12 protein-coding genes and 1 pseudogene are annotated in these 15,656 nt (G+C 75.1%); 3 read left to right on the top strand and 10 right to left on the bottom strand.

The annotated features are described in order from the left end of the window. The first annotated feature begins 139 nt into the window (after positions 1 to 139). Entirely contained in the window at positions 140 to 886 is a 747-nt protein-coding gene (locus tag ACZ501_RS14365) for a class I SAM-dependent methyltransferase (RefSeq protein WP_361607008.1), read from the top strand. Here ACZ501_RS14365 and ACZ501_RS14360 read toward each other — a convergent pair. Next, positions 877 to 1,800 carry an SDR family oxidoreductase gene (locus tag ACZ501_RS14360; protein WP_361607005.1) on the bottom strand — a complete coding sequence of 308 codons (924 nt, stop codon included), beginning with the start codon at positions 1,798 to 1,800 and terminating at the stop codon, positions 877 to 879. The two genes, ACZ501_RS14365 and ACZ501_RS14360, sit on opposite strands and share 10 nt — an antisense overlap. 172 nt (positions 1,801 to 1,972) lie before the next feature. On the opposite strand from ACZ501_RS14360, the gene ACZ501_RS14355 reads away from it, so the two are divergent. Next, the gene (locus ACZ501_RS14355) at positions 1,973 to 3,223 is read left to right on the top strand and encodes a cytochrome P450 family protein (protein ID WP_468795304.1); all 1,251 of its coding nucleotides are present in this window, start codon (positions 1,973 to 1,975) and stop codon (positions 3,221 to 3,223) included. A gap of 15 nt (positions 3,224 to 3,238) precedes the next feature. Here ACZ501_RS14355 and ACZ501_RS14350 read toward each other — a convergent pair. The 3 genes and pseudogenes from ACZ501_RS14350 to ACZ501_RS14340 form a co-directional block, all read right to left on the bottom strand. Continuing rightward, positions 3,239 to 4,830 (bottom strand): annotated as a pseudogene (locus ACZ501_RS14350) (molybdopterin-dependent oxidoreductase). A gap of 48 nt (positions 4,831 to 4,878) precedes the next feature. Continuing rightward, positions 4,879 to 5,079: a hypothetical protein gene (locus ACZ501_RS14345; RefSeq protein ID WP_468795301.1), complete on the bottom strand. Its 201-nt coding sequence runs from the start codon at positions 5,077 to 5,079 to the stop codon at positions 4,879 to 4,881. Positions 5,080 to 5,270: 191 nt separating this feature from the next. Then, entirely contained in the window at positions 5,271 to 6,959 is a 1,689-nt protein-coding gene (locus ACZ501_RS14340) for a ricin-type beta-trefoil lectin domain protein (protein WP_468795298.1), read from the bottom strand. A gap of 253 nt (positions 6,960 to 7,212) precedes the next feature. On the opposite strand from ACZ501_RS14340, the gene ACZ501_RS14335 reads away from it, so the two are divergent. Then, complete coding sequence (locus tag ACZ501_RS14335) at positions 7,213 to 7,572, top strand: hypothetical protein (RefSeq protein ID WP_361604138.1); 360 nt, start codon at positions 7,213 to 7,215, stop codon at positions 7,570 to 7,572. Positions 7,573 to 7,619: 47 nt separating this feature from the next. Here the strand turns inward: ACZ501_RS14335 and ACZ501_RS14330 are convergent, their stop codons facing one another. The 6 genes from ACZ501_RS14330 to mdlC form a co-directional block, all read right to left on the bottom strand. Next, positions 7,620 to 7,832 (bottom strand): hypothetical protein, encoded by a 213-nt coding sequence (locus ACZ501_RS14330; protein ID WP_361604135.1) that lies wholly within the window; start codon positions 7,830 to 7,832, stop codon positions 7,620 to 7,622. After that, complete coding sequence (locus tag ACZ501_RS14325; protein ID WP_468795296.1) at positions 7,829 to 9,745, bottom strand: peroxidase family protein; 1,917 nt, start codon at positions 9,743 to 9,745, stop codon at positions 7,829 to 7,831. The genes ACZ501_RS14330 and ACZ501_RS14325 overlap by 4 nt, the downstream gene beginning before the upstream one ends. Positions 9,746 to 9,754: 9 nt before the next feature. After that, positions 9,755 to 11,119, bottom strand: a complete 1,365-nt coding sequence (locus ACZ501_RS14320; protein WP_362461438.1) for an alpha/beta fold hydrolase — start codon at positions 11,117 to 11,119, stop codon at positions 9,755 to 9,757. Positions 11,120 to 11,132: 13 nt separating this feature from the next. Further along, positions 11,133 to 12,485: a cytochrome P450 gene (locus ACZ501_RS14315; protein WP_468795293.1), complete on the bottom strand. Its 1,353-nt coding sequence runs from the start codon at positions 12,483 to 12,485 to the stop codon at positions 11,133 to 11,135. After that, on the bottom strand, positions 12,482 to 13,894 hold the full coding sequence (locus ACZ501_RS14310; protein ID WP_468795290.1) for an FAD-binding oxidoreductase: 1,413 nt from the start codon (positions 13,892 to 13,894) through the stop codon (positions 12,482 to 12,484). The genes ACZ501_RS14315 and ACZ501_RS14310 overlap by 4 nt, the downstream gene beginning before the upstream one ends. A 63-nt stretch (positions 13,895 to 13,957) precedes the next feature. Then, positions 13,958 to 15,568 (bottom strand): benzoylformate decarboxylase, encoded by a 1,611-nt coding sequence (mdlC, locus tag ACZ501_RS14305; protein ID WP_361604121.1) that lies wholly within the window; start codon positions 15,566 to 15,568, stop codon positions 13,958 to 13,960. Between the last annotated feature and the right edge of the window lie 88 nt (positions 15,569 to 15,656).

Raw genomic sequence — 15,656 nt, 5'->3', positions numbered from 1 at the left:
GCCCCCCGCCCGGGCCTGGGCGGCCCCGGGCCCCTCCCGGCGGCCTCCAGACGCCCGCCCACGACCTCCCGGCACCGCCTCCGACCTGCGGTTTCATGCCCTGTCGCGCTACCATTTCCCCCTCGGGAAAGGGGAGTTGATGGAACGCAACATACGCTCGGTGGAGGACGTACTGGACCTCCTGGACGGCCTGTTCGCCAAGGAGGCCGACCGCTGGACGGACGGCGGCGCCTCCTGGTGGGACGGCTTCTACGCGGACCGTTCCAAGCCCGTGCCGTTCTTCGTGGCGAAGCCGGACGAGAACCTGGCCTCCTACGCCGAACGCGGGCTGATCACCCCCGGTCGCGCCCTCGACCTGGGGTGCGGGCCCGGACGCAACGCCCTCTACCTGGCCTCCCTGGGCTTCGAGGTGGACGCCGTCGACCTCTCCTCGACCGCCGTCGCCTGGGCCGGGGAGCGAGCCCGCGAGGCCGGTGCCACCGGCATCCGCTTCCACTGCGGCGACGCCTTCCGGCCGGGCGGCGTGGAGCTGAGCGGCCCGTACGACCTCGTGTACGACTCCGGCTGCTTCCACCACCTGCCGCCCCACCGGCGCGTCAGCTACCTCGCCCTCCTGGAGCGCGTCCTCGCCCCCGGCGGCCACCTCGCCCTCACCTGCTTCGCCTCCGGCGCGATGGGCTCAGAGTCGGCGGACGCGGACCTCTACCGGCAGGGCGGCCTCGGCGGCGGCCTCGCCTACACCCCGCAGTCCCTGCGCTGGATCTTCTCCGGCCTGGAGGAGGCCGAACTGCGCCGGATGCGCGACGAGGACGCCCGGTCCCCGTACTTCGGGGAGCCCTTCCTGTGGACCGCCCTGTTCCGGCGCCCGTCGCCGGCTCAGCGGTAGCCGGTGGTGTCGGCCGGCCGGCCCGGGTCCTGGACCTCCACCAGGTACCGCCACGCGTCCGGCCGGCTCCCGTCGAGGTCCGTGAACCCGTAGACGCCCGCGAGCTGCCCGCTGGAGAGGGACTGCCCGTTCCAGCGGGACACCTCCGGGTCGGCGGCCAGTGCCGCGACCGCGCGCCCCACGTACGAGGGCGTCTCGGAGATCGCGAAGTGCGGCATCCGCTCCAGGGCGTCGCGCCAGTTCTCCTCCGCCACCCCGAACTCCTCGAGCATGATCTCCGAACGCAGCCAGCCCGGGGTCAGCGCCACCGCCGTAGCCCCGCGCGGCCCCAGCTCGTGTCCCAGGGCGAACGCCATCCGCAGCACCGAGGACTTGGCGAGGTCGTAGAAGAAGGACACCCGGTAGTGGTCCGCGTTGTACTCGGCCGTCCCGTCCGTCATCTCCACCACCAGCCCGCCCGGTTCGCGCAGCAGCAGCGGGAGGGCGAAGTGGCTGGTGACGGCGTGGGTCTCCACCGCGAGCCGCAGCAGCCGCAACCCCTTGTCCAGGTCGTGCTCCCAGACGGTGCTCTCCCACTCGAAGAGCCGCTCCCCGCCCCAGATGTCGTTCACCAGGACGTCGAGCCGGCCCTCCTCGGCGTCGATCCGCCCCACCAGCGCCTCGACCTGCGCGGGCACCAGGTGGTCGGCGACCACCGCCACGCCCCGCCCGCCCGCGGCCGTGACCAGCTCCGCCGTCTCCTCGATCGTCTCCGGCCGGTCGTACTCGGAACGCCGCCCGGTCGTGCTGCGTCCCGACACGTAGACCGTCGCTCCGCGCGCGCCCAGCTCGACCGCCACTCCCCGTCCCGCACCCCGCGTGGCCCCGGCCACCAGGGCCACCCTGCCCGTGAGATCCCGTTCGTGTTCCGGCATGCGGCGACCCTACGCCCTGCTCCCGCCCCCCTGCGGCAGCGGCGGCGCGGCGCGCGGCGGGCCGGCCCCCGGTTCCCGGCAGAGCCGGGCCGGCCGGGCTTGTGCAACCCGCCCTCCAGGTCGCACTGTTGGCCGTGATTCGCCCGTCCGGCCGCCCTCCAGGAGAGCCCGCTTGTCACCCGACCCCGCGCACGCGCACCCCCAGGCCCACGTCATCGACCCCGCCGGCGGCTGTCCCCACGCCCTCAACGCCCGGCTGCGCGCCCGCGGTGCGGTGGCGGAGGTGGTCCTCCCGGGCGGGATACCCGGTGCCGTCGTCCTCGGGCACGAGGCGCTGAAGGAGTTCCTCGCCCACCCCGACGTGGCCAAGGACGCCCGCCACTTCCCCGGTCTGCACGACGGCACCGTCCCGGCCGACTGGCCCCTGCGGGTCTTCGCCAACGCCCAGGGGATGCACACCGCCGACGGCGCCGACCACCGGCGCCTGCGCTCCCTCGTCGGCAACGCCTTCACCGCCCGCCAGGTGGAACGGCTGCGCCCCCGCGTCGAGGAACTGGCCGACGGACTCCTCGACGGCCTCGCCCGGGCCGCCGAAGGCTCCCCCGACGGGGTCGCCGACCTGCGCACGCACTTCGCGCTGCCGCTGCCCATGAGCGTCATCTGCGAACTGCTCGGCGTCGACCCCGAGCACCGGGGCCGCCTGCACCACCTCTCCAACACCGTGATCGTCTCCACCGACATCCCGCCGGCCGAGGTGATGGCGGCCGTACGGGAACTCCTGGAACTGATCACCACCATCGCCGCGGCCCGTCGCGCCCGCCCCGGCGAGGACCTCACCAGTGCCCTGATCGCGGCGCGCGACGACGACGGCGACCGGCTCAGCGAGGCCGAACTGACCGGCACCATGCGGCTGATGCTCGTCGCCGGCCACGAGACCACCCTCAACCTGATCAGCAACGCCGTCCGCGCCCTGTGCACCCACCGCGACCAGCTCGCCCTGATCATGGACGGCAAGGCGAGCTGGTCGGACGTGGTCGACGAGACCCTGCGCTGGGACGGGCCGGTCAGCTGGTTCCCCTTCCGCTACCCCACCCGCGACCTGACCCTCGACGGCACGGTGATCCCCCGCGGCACCCCCGTCCTGGCCGGCTACACGGCGGCCGGCCGCGACGAGGCCTTCCACGGCCCCGATGCCGGACGCTTCGACGTCACCCGCCCGGGCGCCTCCCGCAACCTCTCCTTCGGGCACGGCGCGCACTACTGCGTCGGCGCGCCGCTCGCCCGGCTGGAGGCCACCATCGCCCTGGAACGGCTCTTCACCCGCTTCCCCCGCCTCGACCTCGCGGTCCCCGAGGCCGGACTCCCGCACCAGCGCAGCTTCATCGGCAACAGCGTCGAGGCCCTGCCCGTGCGCCTGAACTAGGTACGGGCCGGCCCGCTACGGGCGGACGTCCACCGTGACGGAGTGCCAGCCGGTCGCTCCGTCCGGCAGCGTGCCCGTACGCCGCTGCGGCTGTACCTCGCCCCCGCCGTCCGTGGCGCGGACCTCCAGGGTGTGCCGCCCCGGCGGCGCCCGCCACGGCCACACCCACTGCCGCCAGGTGTCCACGCCGTCCGGGGCGCCGAGCCGCGCCTCCCGCCATGGGCCGCCGTCGGCCCGTACCTCCACCCGGGCGATCCCCCGGTGCTGCGCCCACGCCACCCCGGCCACGGCCACCGGTCCCGCCGGCCGCTGCGAGAAGGACCGCGGCGTGTCGATCCGCGACTGCGTCTTGACCGGGGCCCGCTGCGCCCACGACCGGCGCACCCAGTACGCGTCGTACGCGGCGAAGGTGGTCAGCCGCAGCTCGCGCAGCCACTTGCAGGCGGAGACGTACCCGTACAGCCCGGGCACGACCATCCGGACGGGGAAGCCGTGCGCGAAGGGGAGCGGCTCCCCGTTCATCCCGACGGCCAGCAGCGCGTCCCGGCCGTCCATGACCGCCTCCACGGGCGTGCCGATCGTCATCCCGTCCACCGAGCGGGCCACCAGCTGGTCGGCCGGCCCGCCCCGGGACGGCGGCCTCACCCCCGCCTCGCGCAGCAGGTCCGCGAGGGGTACGCCGAGCCAGCGGGCGTTGCCGACGTAGGGGCCGCCGACCTCGTTGAGACGCAGCACAGGGTGATGTCGTGCTCGGTGAGCGGCCGGGCGAGCAGCTCCGGCAGGGTCAGGCTCAGCGGCCTGGCGACCCCGTCCCCATGGACCTCCAGCCGCCAGGTGTCCGCGTCCACCCGGGGCACCACCAGGGCGGTGTCCACCCGGTAGAAGTCCCGGCCGGGGGTGAGGAACGGGCCGAGGCCCGGCACCCTAAGGTCCGCCCCGGCGGGTACCGGCGCCGCGGGGGCGGCGGGGGGCGGCAGGACCAGGTCCGCCCGGGAGGCGGTGGCCCCCGCCGCGCCGTGGGCGCCGAGGCGCCGCCCCGCGTACCCGGCCGCCGCCGAGCCCGCCGCGGTGGCCGCGAGGAGCCGGCCGAAGGCCCGCCGGTCCAGGGGCCAGGTACCGCCGCTCGAACCGGCCGCCGGCCGGGGCCGGCGCAGGGCGGAGACCAGCAGGTACAGCACCGCGGCCGCCGCCGCCCCGCCTGCGAGCGAGGGCAGCGCGTCCTTCCAGGCCGCCTCGGGGCGGCTGAGCGCGGCCGCCGCCCCGAGCGCGCCGGCCGCGCCGGCGAGCGCGCAGCCCGCGCGGGGACGGCGTACCGCGAGGATCCCGGCCGCCGCGGCGAGCAGGGCCAGCAGGACCACCGTCCCCAGGATCAGCACCAGCTTGTCGGCGGTGCCGAAGGACCGCACGGCCCACTCCTTGACGGCCGTCGGCGTACGGTCCACCACGGCCCCGCCGACCGCCGTGAGCGGGGCCGCCTCGGGGCGTACGAGCGCCGCGGCCAGTTCCGCCACGGCCAGCCCGGCGCACCCGGCGGCCAGCCCGCCGACGGCGCCGGCCGCCGCCCGGCGCCGCGGCCGGAGCCCGCGGCCGTCCCGCGTAGGCGTCATGCGGAGCCACCTCCGCCCGGATCAGGGGGAAACCTCCCCTTCGTCCTGTCACGGTAGCGCCGATGCGGTCTCACTCACCCCCGCTGCCGGGGGCTGCGCCCGCACCGCCTCCCCGTGGCAATGCCCCGCGGCGGTGCGCGGGTCCGCGAGGGGGCCGGCGGGCCGGCGTTTGCGCAGCTCCACGACGCCGTCGGTGATGCCGGCGGGCGGCGCGGGGGGCTGGGTGCGCTCGTGCGCGCTCTCGGACATGTCGGTGCACTCCTGTCGCCTGGTGGCCCTGGGACATCGCGAAGGGGCGGCCGCCGAATCGTTCCGGCGGCCGCCCCTCGGCTGCAGCCCAGTGAACCCAGCGCCCCGCCCCGACGGGGGCCGCCCCGCGCCGATTCCCCCGGAAGTGTGTGGGCGCGGGGCCCGTGGCGGAGCCGCGGGCCGCCGGAGCCTCAGACCGGCAGCGACCAGGCCTGGTCCACCCGGTGGTCGCCGCAGGCGGCGAGCCGCAGCCGCTCGGCCGGGGCGTCGGGGGTGGCCGGCGGGGCCGGGGCCGTCAGGCACAGCCCGCTCGCCTGCTCCACCAGGGCCCCGTCACGCCGGTGGCTCCAGCTCTGGCCGGCCCGCCGCCCGTCCGGCGCGCAGCCGGCCAGCTCGACCAGGCCGCCCGCGCCGGCCGTGAGGCACTCGCCGGCCAGGCGCAGCCGCCCGCCGCCGCCCAGGGTCCAGCGCTGGTCGGCCCCGGCCGTGCAGGTGCCGAGGACGACCGCGCCCACCCCGCTGGTGGTGGCCCCGTCGGCGCACTTCGCCCCGAGGCCGTTGATCTGCCCCGTGGGCACCGCCGCGCCGCAGCCGCGCGGGGTGAGCCGCCACACCATCGTGTCGTGCGCGCCGAGCCGGCCGGTCAGCGCGTCCGCGACCTCGCCGCGCCGCCCGCTCCACAGGTCCTCGGCGTCGACCACGCACGCCCCCGGCAGCCCCACGTCGGCCAGCGGTACGGAGACGTCCCGCGCGTTGCCGGAGCGGTTGAGCACGGCCACGGCGCGGTCCCCGCCCGCCAGCGGCCGGACCAGCACCTCGAAGGTCGCGTTGGAGGAGACCACGGCGCCCTGCCGGCCCATCGGGTCCTGGTCCAGCGCGATCAGCCGGGTGTTGCCGAGCGCCGCGAGGCCGCCCGGGGTGAGCGCGGACACCTCGGAGGACAGGATGAAGGGGGCCGCCATCATCGCCCACAGCCCGACCTGGCTGCGGCTCTCCGCGTCGGTGAGGCCGGGGGCGCCCGCGATCAGGAAGTCGGGGTCGTTCCAGTTCCCCGGGCCCGCGTACCGGCCGAGCCAGCGGTTGTAGCCGTAGTTGCCGAGCACCGAACTCCAGCGGGAGGCGGCGGGCGCGCTCGGCGCGTACACCTTGATGTCCCGGCCCTCGCGCCACAACTGCCCGCTCTCACCGACCCAGTCCAGAACCCTGTGCCAGTCGGAGCCGCCCCATTCGCCCTGCTGGAAGTAGGCCGGGGCGGAGGCGGAGAGCACCATGGGACGGCCGCTGTCGCGCAGCGCCCGGGCGACGGACCGGTAGGCGTCCCGGTAGGCCTGCTCCTTCGTCTTCCCCGGCGGCACCCACAGGTTGCAGCCGTCCATCTTGACGTAGTCCACCTTCCACGACGCGAACTGCCGCGCGTCGCGGGCGTAGTGGTCCGGGCCGCCGCCCTCGGGGGAGCCGCTGCCCGGGTAGCGCTCGCAGGTGAGGGACCCGGCGTCCTCGTAGATGCCGAACTTCAGCCCCTTGGCGTGCAGGTACTCGCCGAGCCAGGCCATGCCGTGCGGGAACCTCCCCGGGTCGGTGACCAGGTTCCCCTGCGCGTCGCGCTCCTTGAGCATCCAGCAGTCGTCCACGGTCACCGTGTCGTAGCCCTTGGCGGCCAGACCGCTGGAGACGAGGGCGTCGGCGTTCGCGACCACCTTGGCCTCGTCGATGTCGCACATGTAGTGCGCCCAGTTGTTCCATCCCATCGGCGGGGTGAGCGCGAGCGGGGTGTCCCAGGTCGCGGTCGGCTCGGCCGCCGCCGGAGCGGGCCCGAGCGCGAGGGCGAGCAGGGCGGCCGCGGTCAGGCAGGGGAGCGAAGCGCGCAGGCGAGGCGGCACGGGTCTCCTTCGTGGGGGAGTACCGACGGGCGTCGTGGCCCAGTGCAGCGGTGTGCGTACCCGCTGTCAACACATGTCGCGGGTTATGGCCCGATGACCAGCAATATGGCCGCAGCCGCCCTCCCCGCCGCCCCGCGACGATCGTCGCCGCGTCCGACGACTTTCGAGTACGGCGCGCACGCCCCGCCCTTGCGAGGCTCTGACCCACCGGTGCGCACCGCACGGGACGTCGAGGGCACGGAGGAACGGGGCCATGGCTCAGCGCAAGGGTTGTCTCATCGGGTGCGGTATCGCCCTGGTGCTGGGGGTGGGGGCCCTCGTGGCGCTGTTCTTCGGGGCGTCCAAGGTGCTCGACGTGGCCGACAGGACCCTGCTCGACCCGAAGGTCTACGAGGAGGTGCGCGTCGGCGACGCCGAGGCCGAGGTCCGCGCGAAGCTCCCCTCGGGCGACACCTTCGTCAAGGACGTCCTCAGGGAAGGCGGCCCGGCGCAGCCCGCCGGCAGCGTGTGCGCCTGGTACCTCTCCGCCGCCGAGGGGAAGACCGAGGACGTGCTCCGCTTCTGCTTCAAGGACGGCAGGCTCGCGGAGAAGGCCCAGTACCGCATGGAGTAGCTCCGCACCGCACGCGCCCGGGCCCCTCGCCGTCCGCCGCCGTGCCGTCAGTCCGCCCGGCCGTCCAGCCGGGCGGCCGAGCGCGACAGCCCGTCGGCGGCCGTGGCGCACCGCCGGGCCAGTTCGTCGACGCGGGCCCGGAAGGCGTCGGCCTGCGGGCCCTTCCACTCCAGGCCGTCACAGGCGCCGCGCAGCCGGTCCGCCCGCTCGCGCAGGGCGGCGGCGTGGCCGCGCAGGCCGTCGGCGGGGTGACCGGTCATGCCCGCTCCTTCCAGGGGGCGAAGGCGTTGGCCACTCCGGCCAGCGCGGGGGCCAGCTCGGGGTGGTGCCGCAGCAGCACCGTCACCATCGAGTTCCGGTCGATCCAGCGCAGGCCCTCGGCCGTGTAGACCTCCGGCCGGTAGTCGGTGGTGAAGAACCGGTCGCTCTTGATGCGGCGGCTGGCCATCAGCACGAAGACCCGGAAGAGGGTGTCGCTGAACCCGAAGCCCGCCGGCCGGGGCTCGGCCAGGTTCCCGACGAGGGTGTCGACCCGGTCGAGGCGGCCGTCGTACAGCTCCCGCAGCAGCGGGGTGTCGCCCGGGTGGCCCCCGGTGAGCTCCTCGAAGGAGGTGACGGGCCGCTTGCGCAGCATCCGCCGCTGGGCGTTGTAGCGGGGCACGCCCCGCTCGCGGTCGCGCAGGACGTCCACGGTGCCCAGGTCGATGTGCTCGCCGGACAGCCGCTTCAGGTTGCGCAGCGCGTCCGGGTGGTTGTGCAGGACCAGGGCCCCCGGGTGCGAGACGCCGAAGGTGTAGAACAGGTCGCTCATCCCGTAGGCGTCGATCGCGGTGCGCGTGGTCGCGCCCTGCATGTCGTCGAAGCCGATGACCTCGCGCCGGGCCCCGCGCAGGTGGTCGCGGACGGTGATCTCGTCGGGGATCAGCGGGTGCAGCCGGTACGCCGACACGAACTCCTCCGTCATGGAGAAGGGCGCGGCGTGGTGGTCGGTGGCCGAGCCCCGGGAGCCGCTGAGGGCCTCGCCGCCGATCCGGCCGACGTTCCTGGTCACCCAGCGGGGCAGCAGCCCGTACCAGTTGGCCCGCATCGCCCGGTGGACCACCGGGTGGTCGAGGACGCCCGGCGTCCACTCCACGGTGTGGATCTTCGCCATGAGGGCGGTGTTGACCAGCCGTGCCGTGTGGAAGAGCCGCTCGTCGTCCCAGGTCGGATGGTGCGAGCGGACCAGGTCGCAGATGGAGTTGTGCTCCTTGGCGAAGAGCGTATGCAGCAGTGACAGGCCGGTCCAGTAGTCGCTGTTCATGCCGGTGGCGTCGAGGCAGGCCATGCCCGGCCTCGGGTCGGTGGGCAGCCGCCCGCCGTCGAGGGCGAGGTGCCCGTGCTCGCCGGTGCGCAGCGAGCGGCAGCGGGCCTCGTCGGACCCGTAGACCTGCGAGCCGTCCCACCAGTGCGTGACGGTGTTCTCGTACGTCGGCGGGGCGTCGGGGGTGGTGTGGGCGACCGGGTCGGGGCGGGTGCGGCTGATCCGCATCGGGCAGGTGCCGCCCTGTTCGGCCCAGTCGTCGTCGGCGGCGAGCGGGACGGTGAAGGGCTCGGCCTCCTCGTTGTCGCCGTGGTTGGCCCAGCCGTGGTTCTGGAACTGGATCCAGGCGGCGGCCAGCAGGTTGAGGGTGGGGGCGGGCGTGAAGCCGCGCCGGGCCAGCAGGTGCCGGCTGACCTCGCGGGGACTGGGCGCCAGCAGCTCCTCCTCCTCGTCCGGATGGGCCAGGTGCAGCGGGGAGTTGCGGTCCAGGCGGGTGCCCGCCCGGCCCATGTCCTCGTCGTGCGGGTCGTAGCCGGAGCCGTCGTACGAGCGGTACGGCGCGAGGTGCTTCGTGGGCCGCCGGTCGCGCTCGCCGCCCGCGCCGAAGGTGTCGTGCAGGTTGTGGCGGCGCAGGTCCTCGCGGATCACTGACAGGTTCAGCAGGCCGAGGGGGCCGGGCAGTTCGTACCACTCGCGAGTGCGGTTGACGCGGGCGAAGGCCGCCGACCCCAGCCGCTCCAGCAGGCCGGGCGGGCCGTACGGCCGCGGCGGCGCGGCCGGCGGCCGGTGCGCGGGGGCGCCCTGCCCGGGCGGCTCCGGCGCGGGCGGCGCGGTGTCCGGCGGCGGGGTGTGGGACGCGGTGTCGGTCATACGGGGTCCTCAGCGGTCGTGGAGGGTGAAGAGATGCGTACCGGTGACCCGGCCGCGGAAGGCGGCGAGTTCGGAGTCGACGTGCGTGCGCGCGTGCGGGACGTCGTGTTCGAGGTTGTGCGCGTACCGTTCGGCGGCGTGGCACAGCGGGAAGGAGTGGGTGTCGTCGGTCCAGGTGAACTCGGTGAACTGCCGGGGCAGTGCGTACGGGGACACCGACGAGCGGCCCTCCAGGCTGGGCACGATGTCGTGCTCGTTGACGAGCGAGACCACCCGGGTGCGCGGATCGGCGGCCCGCTTCTGGTCGATGGGCGATCCGATCGCGACCACGTGCGTCACCGTGTAGAGGGCGTTGACGTCACGGCTCGCCGCCAGGTTCATCGCGGTGATCCCGCCCTGGCTGTGGCCGACCAGCGCGATCTGCGCGCCGGAGGGGACGAGCCGGCGCAGCGCCCGGACCACCGCACGGGTGTAGGTGGTGTCGATGGAGCCGACCGCGTCGATGCCGCCGAGCAGGTCCTGCGGGCCCTCCTGGTTGAAGCGCGGGCCCATGCCCGCCAGTTGGACGACGTAGCGGCGCTCCCCGTCCGGGCCGGTGACCTCCTGGACGAGGAGCAGCCCGCGCGTGCCGATCCGGCCGATGTTGCGGACGTAGCCGACGATGGTGCCCGAGGTGTCGATGCTGCCCAACAGCGCGGCCGAGGGGGTGTGCGGTTCGGCGCGGCCCCGGCCCCGGTTGAGCAGGGCCCAGACCGAGCTGCTGACCCCGGCGAAGTAGTCGGAGGTCAGGGGCCGGCCGGTGGCGATCTGCCAGCCGGCGGTGTCGTTGAAGGGGTTCTCGTCGGTCAGCGCGTTCCAGGCCATGATGTCGGTGAAGGACGGCGCCAGCAGGGCGAGGGCGTACTCCGCGCCCTTCTCGGTCAGCAGGCCCCGGAAGAGCCGTACCGCCTCCGTCTGGCGGTCCTCCTCGATGGCGCGCAGCACCCGCGAGGTGGTGGGGTTGTCGAGCAGTTCCGGGTGGCGTACTGCGGCCGCCCGGATCCGCGCCTTGAGGCCGGCGACGGCGAGGCTCACCGCCAGGCTCTCCCGGCTGGTGAGCACCCCGGCCAGCCAGAGGGCCGCGGCGAGCGGGCTGCCGCCCTGCGGCGCCCAGCCCAGGCCCCTGCGGTCCAGGAGGGTCCTGAGCAGGTCGCGCTGGGCGGCGCGGGCCCGGCGGGGGCCGGCCGCCGCCAGGGGCAGCCGGGCGCCGAGGGCGACCCGCGAGGCGTAGCGCGCCGCCTCGCGCACGGCGTCGGCCGCTTCGGCCAGTTCGCGGCACACGTGGTGCAGGGAGGCGACGTCCGGCTGGGTCACGGACGTGTCGGCTTCGGTCATGGCGGGGCTCCTCCTACAGCCGGCCGAGGCGCAGCCGGATACCGGCCGTGTCGATGACCCCCGGCAGCGGACGCCCCGGGTCGAGCACCGGACGGGCCCCGGTGAGCCGGTGGCCGCGCAGCACCTCGGCGCAGACCAGGGAGGTCAGCAGCAGGGCCACGTACTCGCCCGGGCAGCGGGCGCCGCCGTGGCTGAACGGGGCGATGCGGGTGTCCCGGTGGGCGTCCGGGGCCAGCCAGCGGCCCGGCGCGAAGAGGTTCCCGCCGTCGACCTGTCCGGGATCGCGCTGGTGGAACCCGATGGGCACCAGGACGTTGGTGCCGGCCGGGTACCGCACCCCGCGCCACTCGGTCTCGGTACGGGTGACCCGTACGAGGTCGGGGACGATCGGGTACAGCCGCACCGACTCCTCCAGGCAGGCCCGCAGCCTCGGCAGCCCGGGGACCCCCTCGGCCGCCTCCGCGCGGGCCGCCTCCTGCTCGGCCGGGTGGTGCGCGAGCAGCAGCAGGGTGCGGGCGACGACGGGGGCGGCGAGGTCGATGCCCAGCAGCCAGTGGTGGGTCTGGCCCAGCGGGTCGGTGCCCTCCGGGGCGGGCTCGGCCAGCGCGCGGGCGGCCAGGGTGTGCGCGGGCGCGTCGGCCGCGTACCGGGCGATCCGGGCCTCGATCCTCGAGTAGAGCGCCTTGGCGGCCTCCGGCTTGCTGCGGCCCATCCAGTTGGCCCGGCCGCGCAGGGTGGCGAGCCAGTCGGACAGTTCCTGGTCGTCGCGCGCCTGGTCGCCGAGGACCACCCGCCGCGAGATGCGGGTCAGGGTCTTCCAGAGCAGCGGGAAGTCGACGACCGGCCGCGAGGTGAGCCGCCGGCACTCCTCCTCCACGACGGTCCGGAACGGCTCGCACGAGGGGTGCACCGGCTGGTCGGCGGCGAGGGCGTGGTCGTTGACCCGGCGCCGGTCCTCGCGCACCCGCCCGTGCGAGCAGATCACCCCGGTGGGCTCGAAGACGGACAGGCTGGCGCGCTTGTCGTCCGCGTCCATGGCGAGGTCCGAGACGGGCTCCTCGAAGAACCGCCGGATGTCGGCCTGGTCGAACAGGACGAGCATCTCGCCGGAGAGGGCGCGCACCATGACGGGCGCGCCGCCGTGCCGGGCCTTCATCGCACGCAGGGTCGCGTTCGACCAGGCGGGCTGGTTCACCCGGGCGTACAGGGCCATCACCGGGAAGCGGGGGCTGGCGACGCCGCGGACGAACACGGGCAGGGTGTGGGTGGCGACGAACCGGACGGTCTCCGCCAGGCCTGCCCGGACGGGGAGCGGCGCGGGCGCCTCGCCCCGCGCGGTGTCAGCGGTGTCCGTGGACTGCGTCATACCGTGACCACCTTGCCGGGGTTGAGCAGGTTCTTCGGGTCGAAGAGTCGCTTGAGGCCGCGCTGGAGCTCCAGGGAGACGGGGCCCAGCTCGCGTTCCAGCCAGTCCCGCTTCAGCGTGCCGATGCCGTGCTCGCCGGTGGTCGTGCCGCCCAGTTCCAGGCCGGCGTCCATGATGGCGTCGTACGCCTCCTGGGCGCGGCGCAGCTCGTCCGGGTCGTTCTGGTCGAAGACGACCGTGGGGTGCAGGTTGCCGTCCCCGGCGTGCCCGAGGGTGAAGACCTTAAGGCCGTAGCAGTCGGCGATCTCCTCGATCCGGCCGATGAGCCCGGCGAGTTCGCTGCGGGGCACCGCGACGTCCTCGATGAAGGCGGTGAGCCCGCCGCCGCGGGCGGCCATGTACGCGGCGAGGGCGGGGCTGACCAGCCGGCGCGCCTCGATGATCTCGTACGCCTCCTCGCCGGTGGCGGAGGTGGTGATGTGCTCGGCGCCGGCCTCCTTGCAGAGGAGCTCCATGGCGGACAGGTCCCGGGAGGGGTCGGCGGTGTCGCTCTCCACGATCAGGGTGGCGGCGCTGCCGGGGCGCAGCAGCGGATGGGTGCCGAGGTCCACGACGGCCTGCGTCGTGGCCCGGTCGAGGAGTTCGAGCGCGGACGGGGTGTGGCCGGCGGCGGTGATCGCGGCGACGGCGTCCCCGGCGGCGGTCAGGGTGGGGAACTGGGCCAGCAGCGAGAGCGCCGGCGGACGGGCGGGCCGCAGGGCGAGGGTGGCGCCGACGACGACCGCGAGGGTGCCCTCCGAGCCGACGATCAGGCGCGTCAGGTCGTACCCGGCGACGCCCTTGACGGTGTCCCGGCCGGTACGCATCCGCCGCCCGTCGGGCAGTACGAGGTCCAGCCCGAGGACGTAGTCGGCGGTGACCCCGTACTTGACGCAGCAGATGCCGCCGGCGCCGGTGGCGATGTTCCCGCCGATGGTGCAGCGGTCCCAGGAGGCCGGGTCGGGCGGGTACGTCAGCCCGTGCGCGGCCACGGCCTGCGCCAGCCGGCGGGTGGTGACGCCGGGCTCGCAGCGCACCAGGCGGTTGGCGGGGTCGACGGACAGGATCCGGTCCATCGCGGTCATGGACAGCACCACGCAGCCGTCGACGGCGTTGGCGGCGCCGGCCAGGCCCGTGCGGGCGCCCTGCGGGACGACCGGGACGTCCAGTGCGTAGGCGGTGCGCATGACGTGCTCGACCTGCGCGGCCGTGCGGGGGACGGCGACCACGGCAGGGGTGCCGCACGCGGAGAAGGGAGCGGAGTCCCGGGAGTGCGCGGCGCGTTGTGCCGGGTCGGTGAGCAGGGCTTCTTCGGGGAGCGCGGTGCGGAGCCTGTCGAGCAGCAGGGAGGTGTCGCTGGTGGGGGGCATGCCGGCCTTCCGGGGCGGTGCGGTGCGGTGGGTCGGGGGCGGGGCGCGGGGGAGCCGGGAGGGCTACAGGGTCGGGAGCTCGGTGGTCACCGGGACGTCGATGAGCACCGGCCCGTCCTGCTGGAGGGCCGACTCCCGCACGAGCTTGGACAGTTCGCCGGCGCCGGACGCCTGGTGGGCGCGCACCCCGTAGCCGGTGGCGACGGCGGCGATGTCCAGGCCCGGGATGTCGAGCCCGGGGGCGCCCTGGGCGCGCTCCACCCGGGCGAACCACTGGAGGATCGCGTAGCGCTGGTTGCTCAGGACGACGAACGTGACCGGGATCTTGTACGCGGCCGCGGTCCACAGCGCCTGCACGGCGTAGTGGGTGGAACCGTCGCCGATGACGCAGACCACGGGCCGGTCGGGGGCGCCGAGCTGGGCGCCCACGGCCGCCGCGAGACCGAAGCCGAGACCGCCGCCCGCGGTGAAGAGGAAGGAGCCGGGGGTGTCGATGCGGGTGGCGTCGTGGAACTGGCCCAGGTTGGACGGGGATTCGTTGACCCACAGGGTGTTGGCGGGGGCGCCCTGGGCGATGGCCGTCATGGCGGCGAGCGGGGTGAGCACCCCGTCCACGTCCGCGACGGACTCGGCCCGCTCGATCCGCCCGGCCGGGGGCGCCGGCTCCCGTACGGGCAGCTCGGCCAGCAGCGCCCGTACGGTCAGGGCGAGGTCGGCGACCAGCGCGTCCCCGACGGGGGCCCGGGCGGCCTCGTCCGCGTCCCGGGTCAGCAGCACCAGCTCGGCGCCCTCGGGCAGGTAGGCGCCGGGGACGTAGGGGTAGTAGCAGAACACCGGGGCGCCGATCACCAGGACCAAGTCGTGGCCCTCCAGGCAGCGTGACAGCGGTGCGATCGCCGGCGGCAGCGTCCCGCGGTACTGGGGGTGGGACTTCGGGAAGGCGACCCGGCCCTCGGTGGGCGCCGACCAGACGGGCAGGCCGGTGCGTTCGGCCAGTTCCACGACGGCGTCCCAGGCCCCGGCGGCGTCGACGTCGTTGCCGGCGACGAGGACGGCGCTGCGGGCACCGGCCAGGCGCGCGGCCAGCCGCCGGACCACCTCGGCGGAGGGGGCGGCCGCGTGCGTCACGGTGCGGGCCGCGGTCCGCTGGGCCGCCCGGTCCTCGGCCTCGTCGAGCACCACGTCGAAGTCGTCCATCGGCAGCGAGAGGAACACCGGCCCCTGCGGCGGGGTTTCGGCGATCTGCACGGCGCGGGCCAGGGCGGGGGCGACGTCGGCCGCGCGCGGCGGCTCGTACGCCCACTTCACGGCGGGCTGTGGCAGCAGGGTGGACTGCGGGTTGGCCAGCAGGGCCTCCATGGTGAGCATGGCGCGGACCTGCTGGCCGGCGGTGACGACCATGGGGGTGCGGTTGGCGCGGGCGTTCAGGATCGCGCCCATCGCGTTGCCCGTGCCCGGGCCGGTGTGCAGGTTGACCAGGCCGGTGGTGCCGGAGGCGAGCGCGAAGCCGTCGGCCATGCCGACGACCACCGCCTCCTGGAGCCCCAGGACGTAGCGGAAGTCGTCCGGGAACTGCTTGAGCATGGGCAGTTCCGTCGACCCGGGATTGCCGAAGACCGTGGTCATCCCACGGGTTCGCAGGACGTCGAGGACCGACTCTCGGACCGTGCGCATGGCGGTTCCTTCGCGAGCGGGTGGAAACGGTGGGTGATCACTGCATCACATTGCGTTGATCAAGCAAAATCCATGATCCGTTCGGGTC

This window comes from Streptomyces sp. NPDC034085 (assembly GCF_055575555.1).
This window is presented reverse-complemented; position numbering and strand designations above follow the sequence as displayed.

Coding starts and splice junctions, on each gene's coding strand:
- ACZ501_RS14365 (WP_361607008.1), top strand. CDS start 140: ATGGAACGCAACATACGCTCGGTGGAGGACGTACTGGACCTCCTGGAC.
- ACZ501_RS14360 (WP_361607005.1), bottom strand. CDS start 1,800: ATGCCGGAACACGAACGGGATCTCACGGGCAGGGTGGCCCTGGTGGCC.
- ACZ501_RS14345 (WP_468795301.1), bottom strand. CDS start 5,079: ATGTCCGAGAGCGCGCACGAGCGCACCCAGCCCCCCGCGCCGCCCGCC.
- ACZ501_RS14335 (WP_361604138.1), top strand. CDS start 7,213: ATGGCTCAGCGCAAGGGTTGTCTCATCGGGTGCGGTATCGCCCTGGTG.
- ACZ501_RS14330 (WP_361604135.1), bottom strand. CDS start 7,832: ATGACCGGTCACCCCGCCGACGGCCTGCGCGGCCACGCCGCCGCCCTG.
- ACZ501_RS14325 (WP_468795296.1), bottom strand. CDS start 9,745: ATGACCGACACCGCGTCCCACACCCCGCCGCCGGACACCGCGCCGCCC.
- ACZ501_RS14320 (WP_362461438.1), bottom strand. CDS start 11,119: ATGACCGAAGCCGACACGTCCGTGACCCAGCCGGACGTCGCCTCCCTG.
- ACZ501_RS14315 (WP_468795293.1), bottom strand. CDS start 12,485: ATGACGCAGTCCACGGACACCGCTGACACCGCGCGGGGCGAGGCGCCC.
- ACZ501_RS14310 (WP_468795290.1), bottom strand. CDS start 13,894: ATGCCCCCCACCAGCGACACCTCCCTGCTGCTCGACAGGCTCCGCACC.
- mdlC (WP_361604121.1), bottom strand. CDS start 15,568: ATGCGCACGGTCCGAGAGTCGGTCCTCGACGTCCTGCGAACCCGTGGG.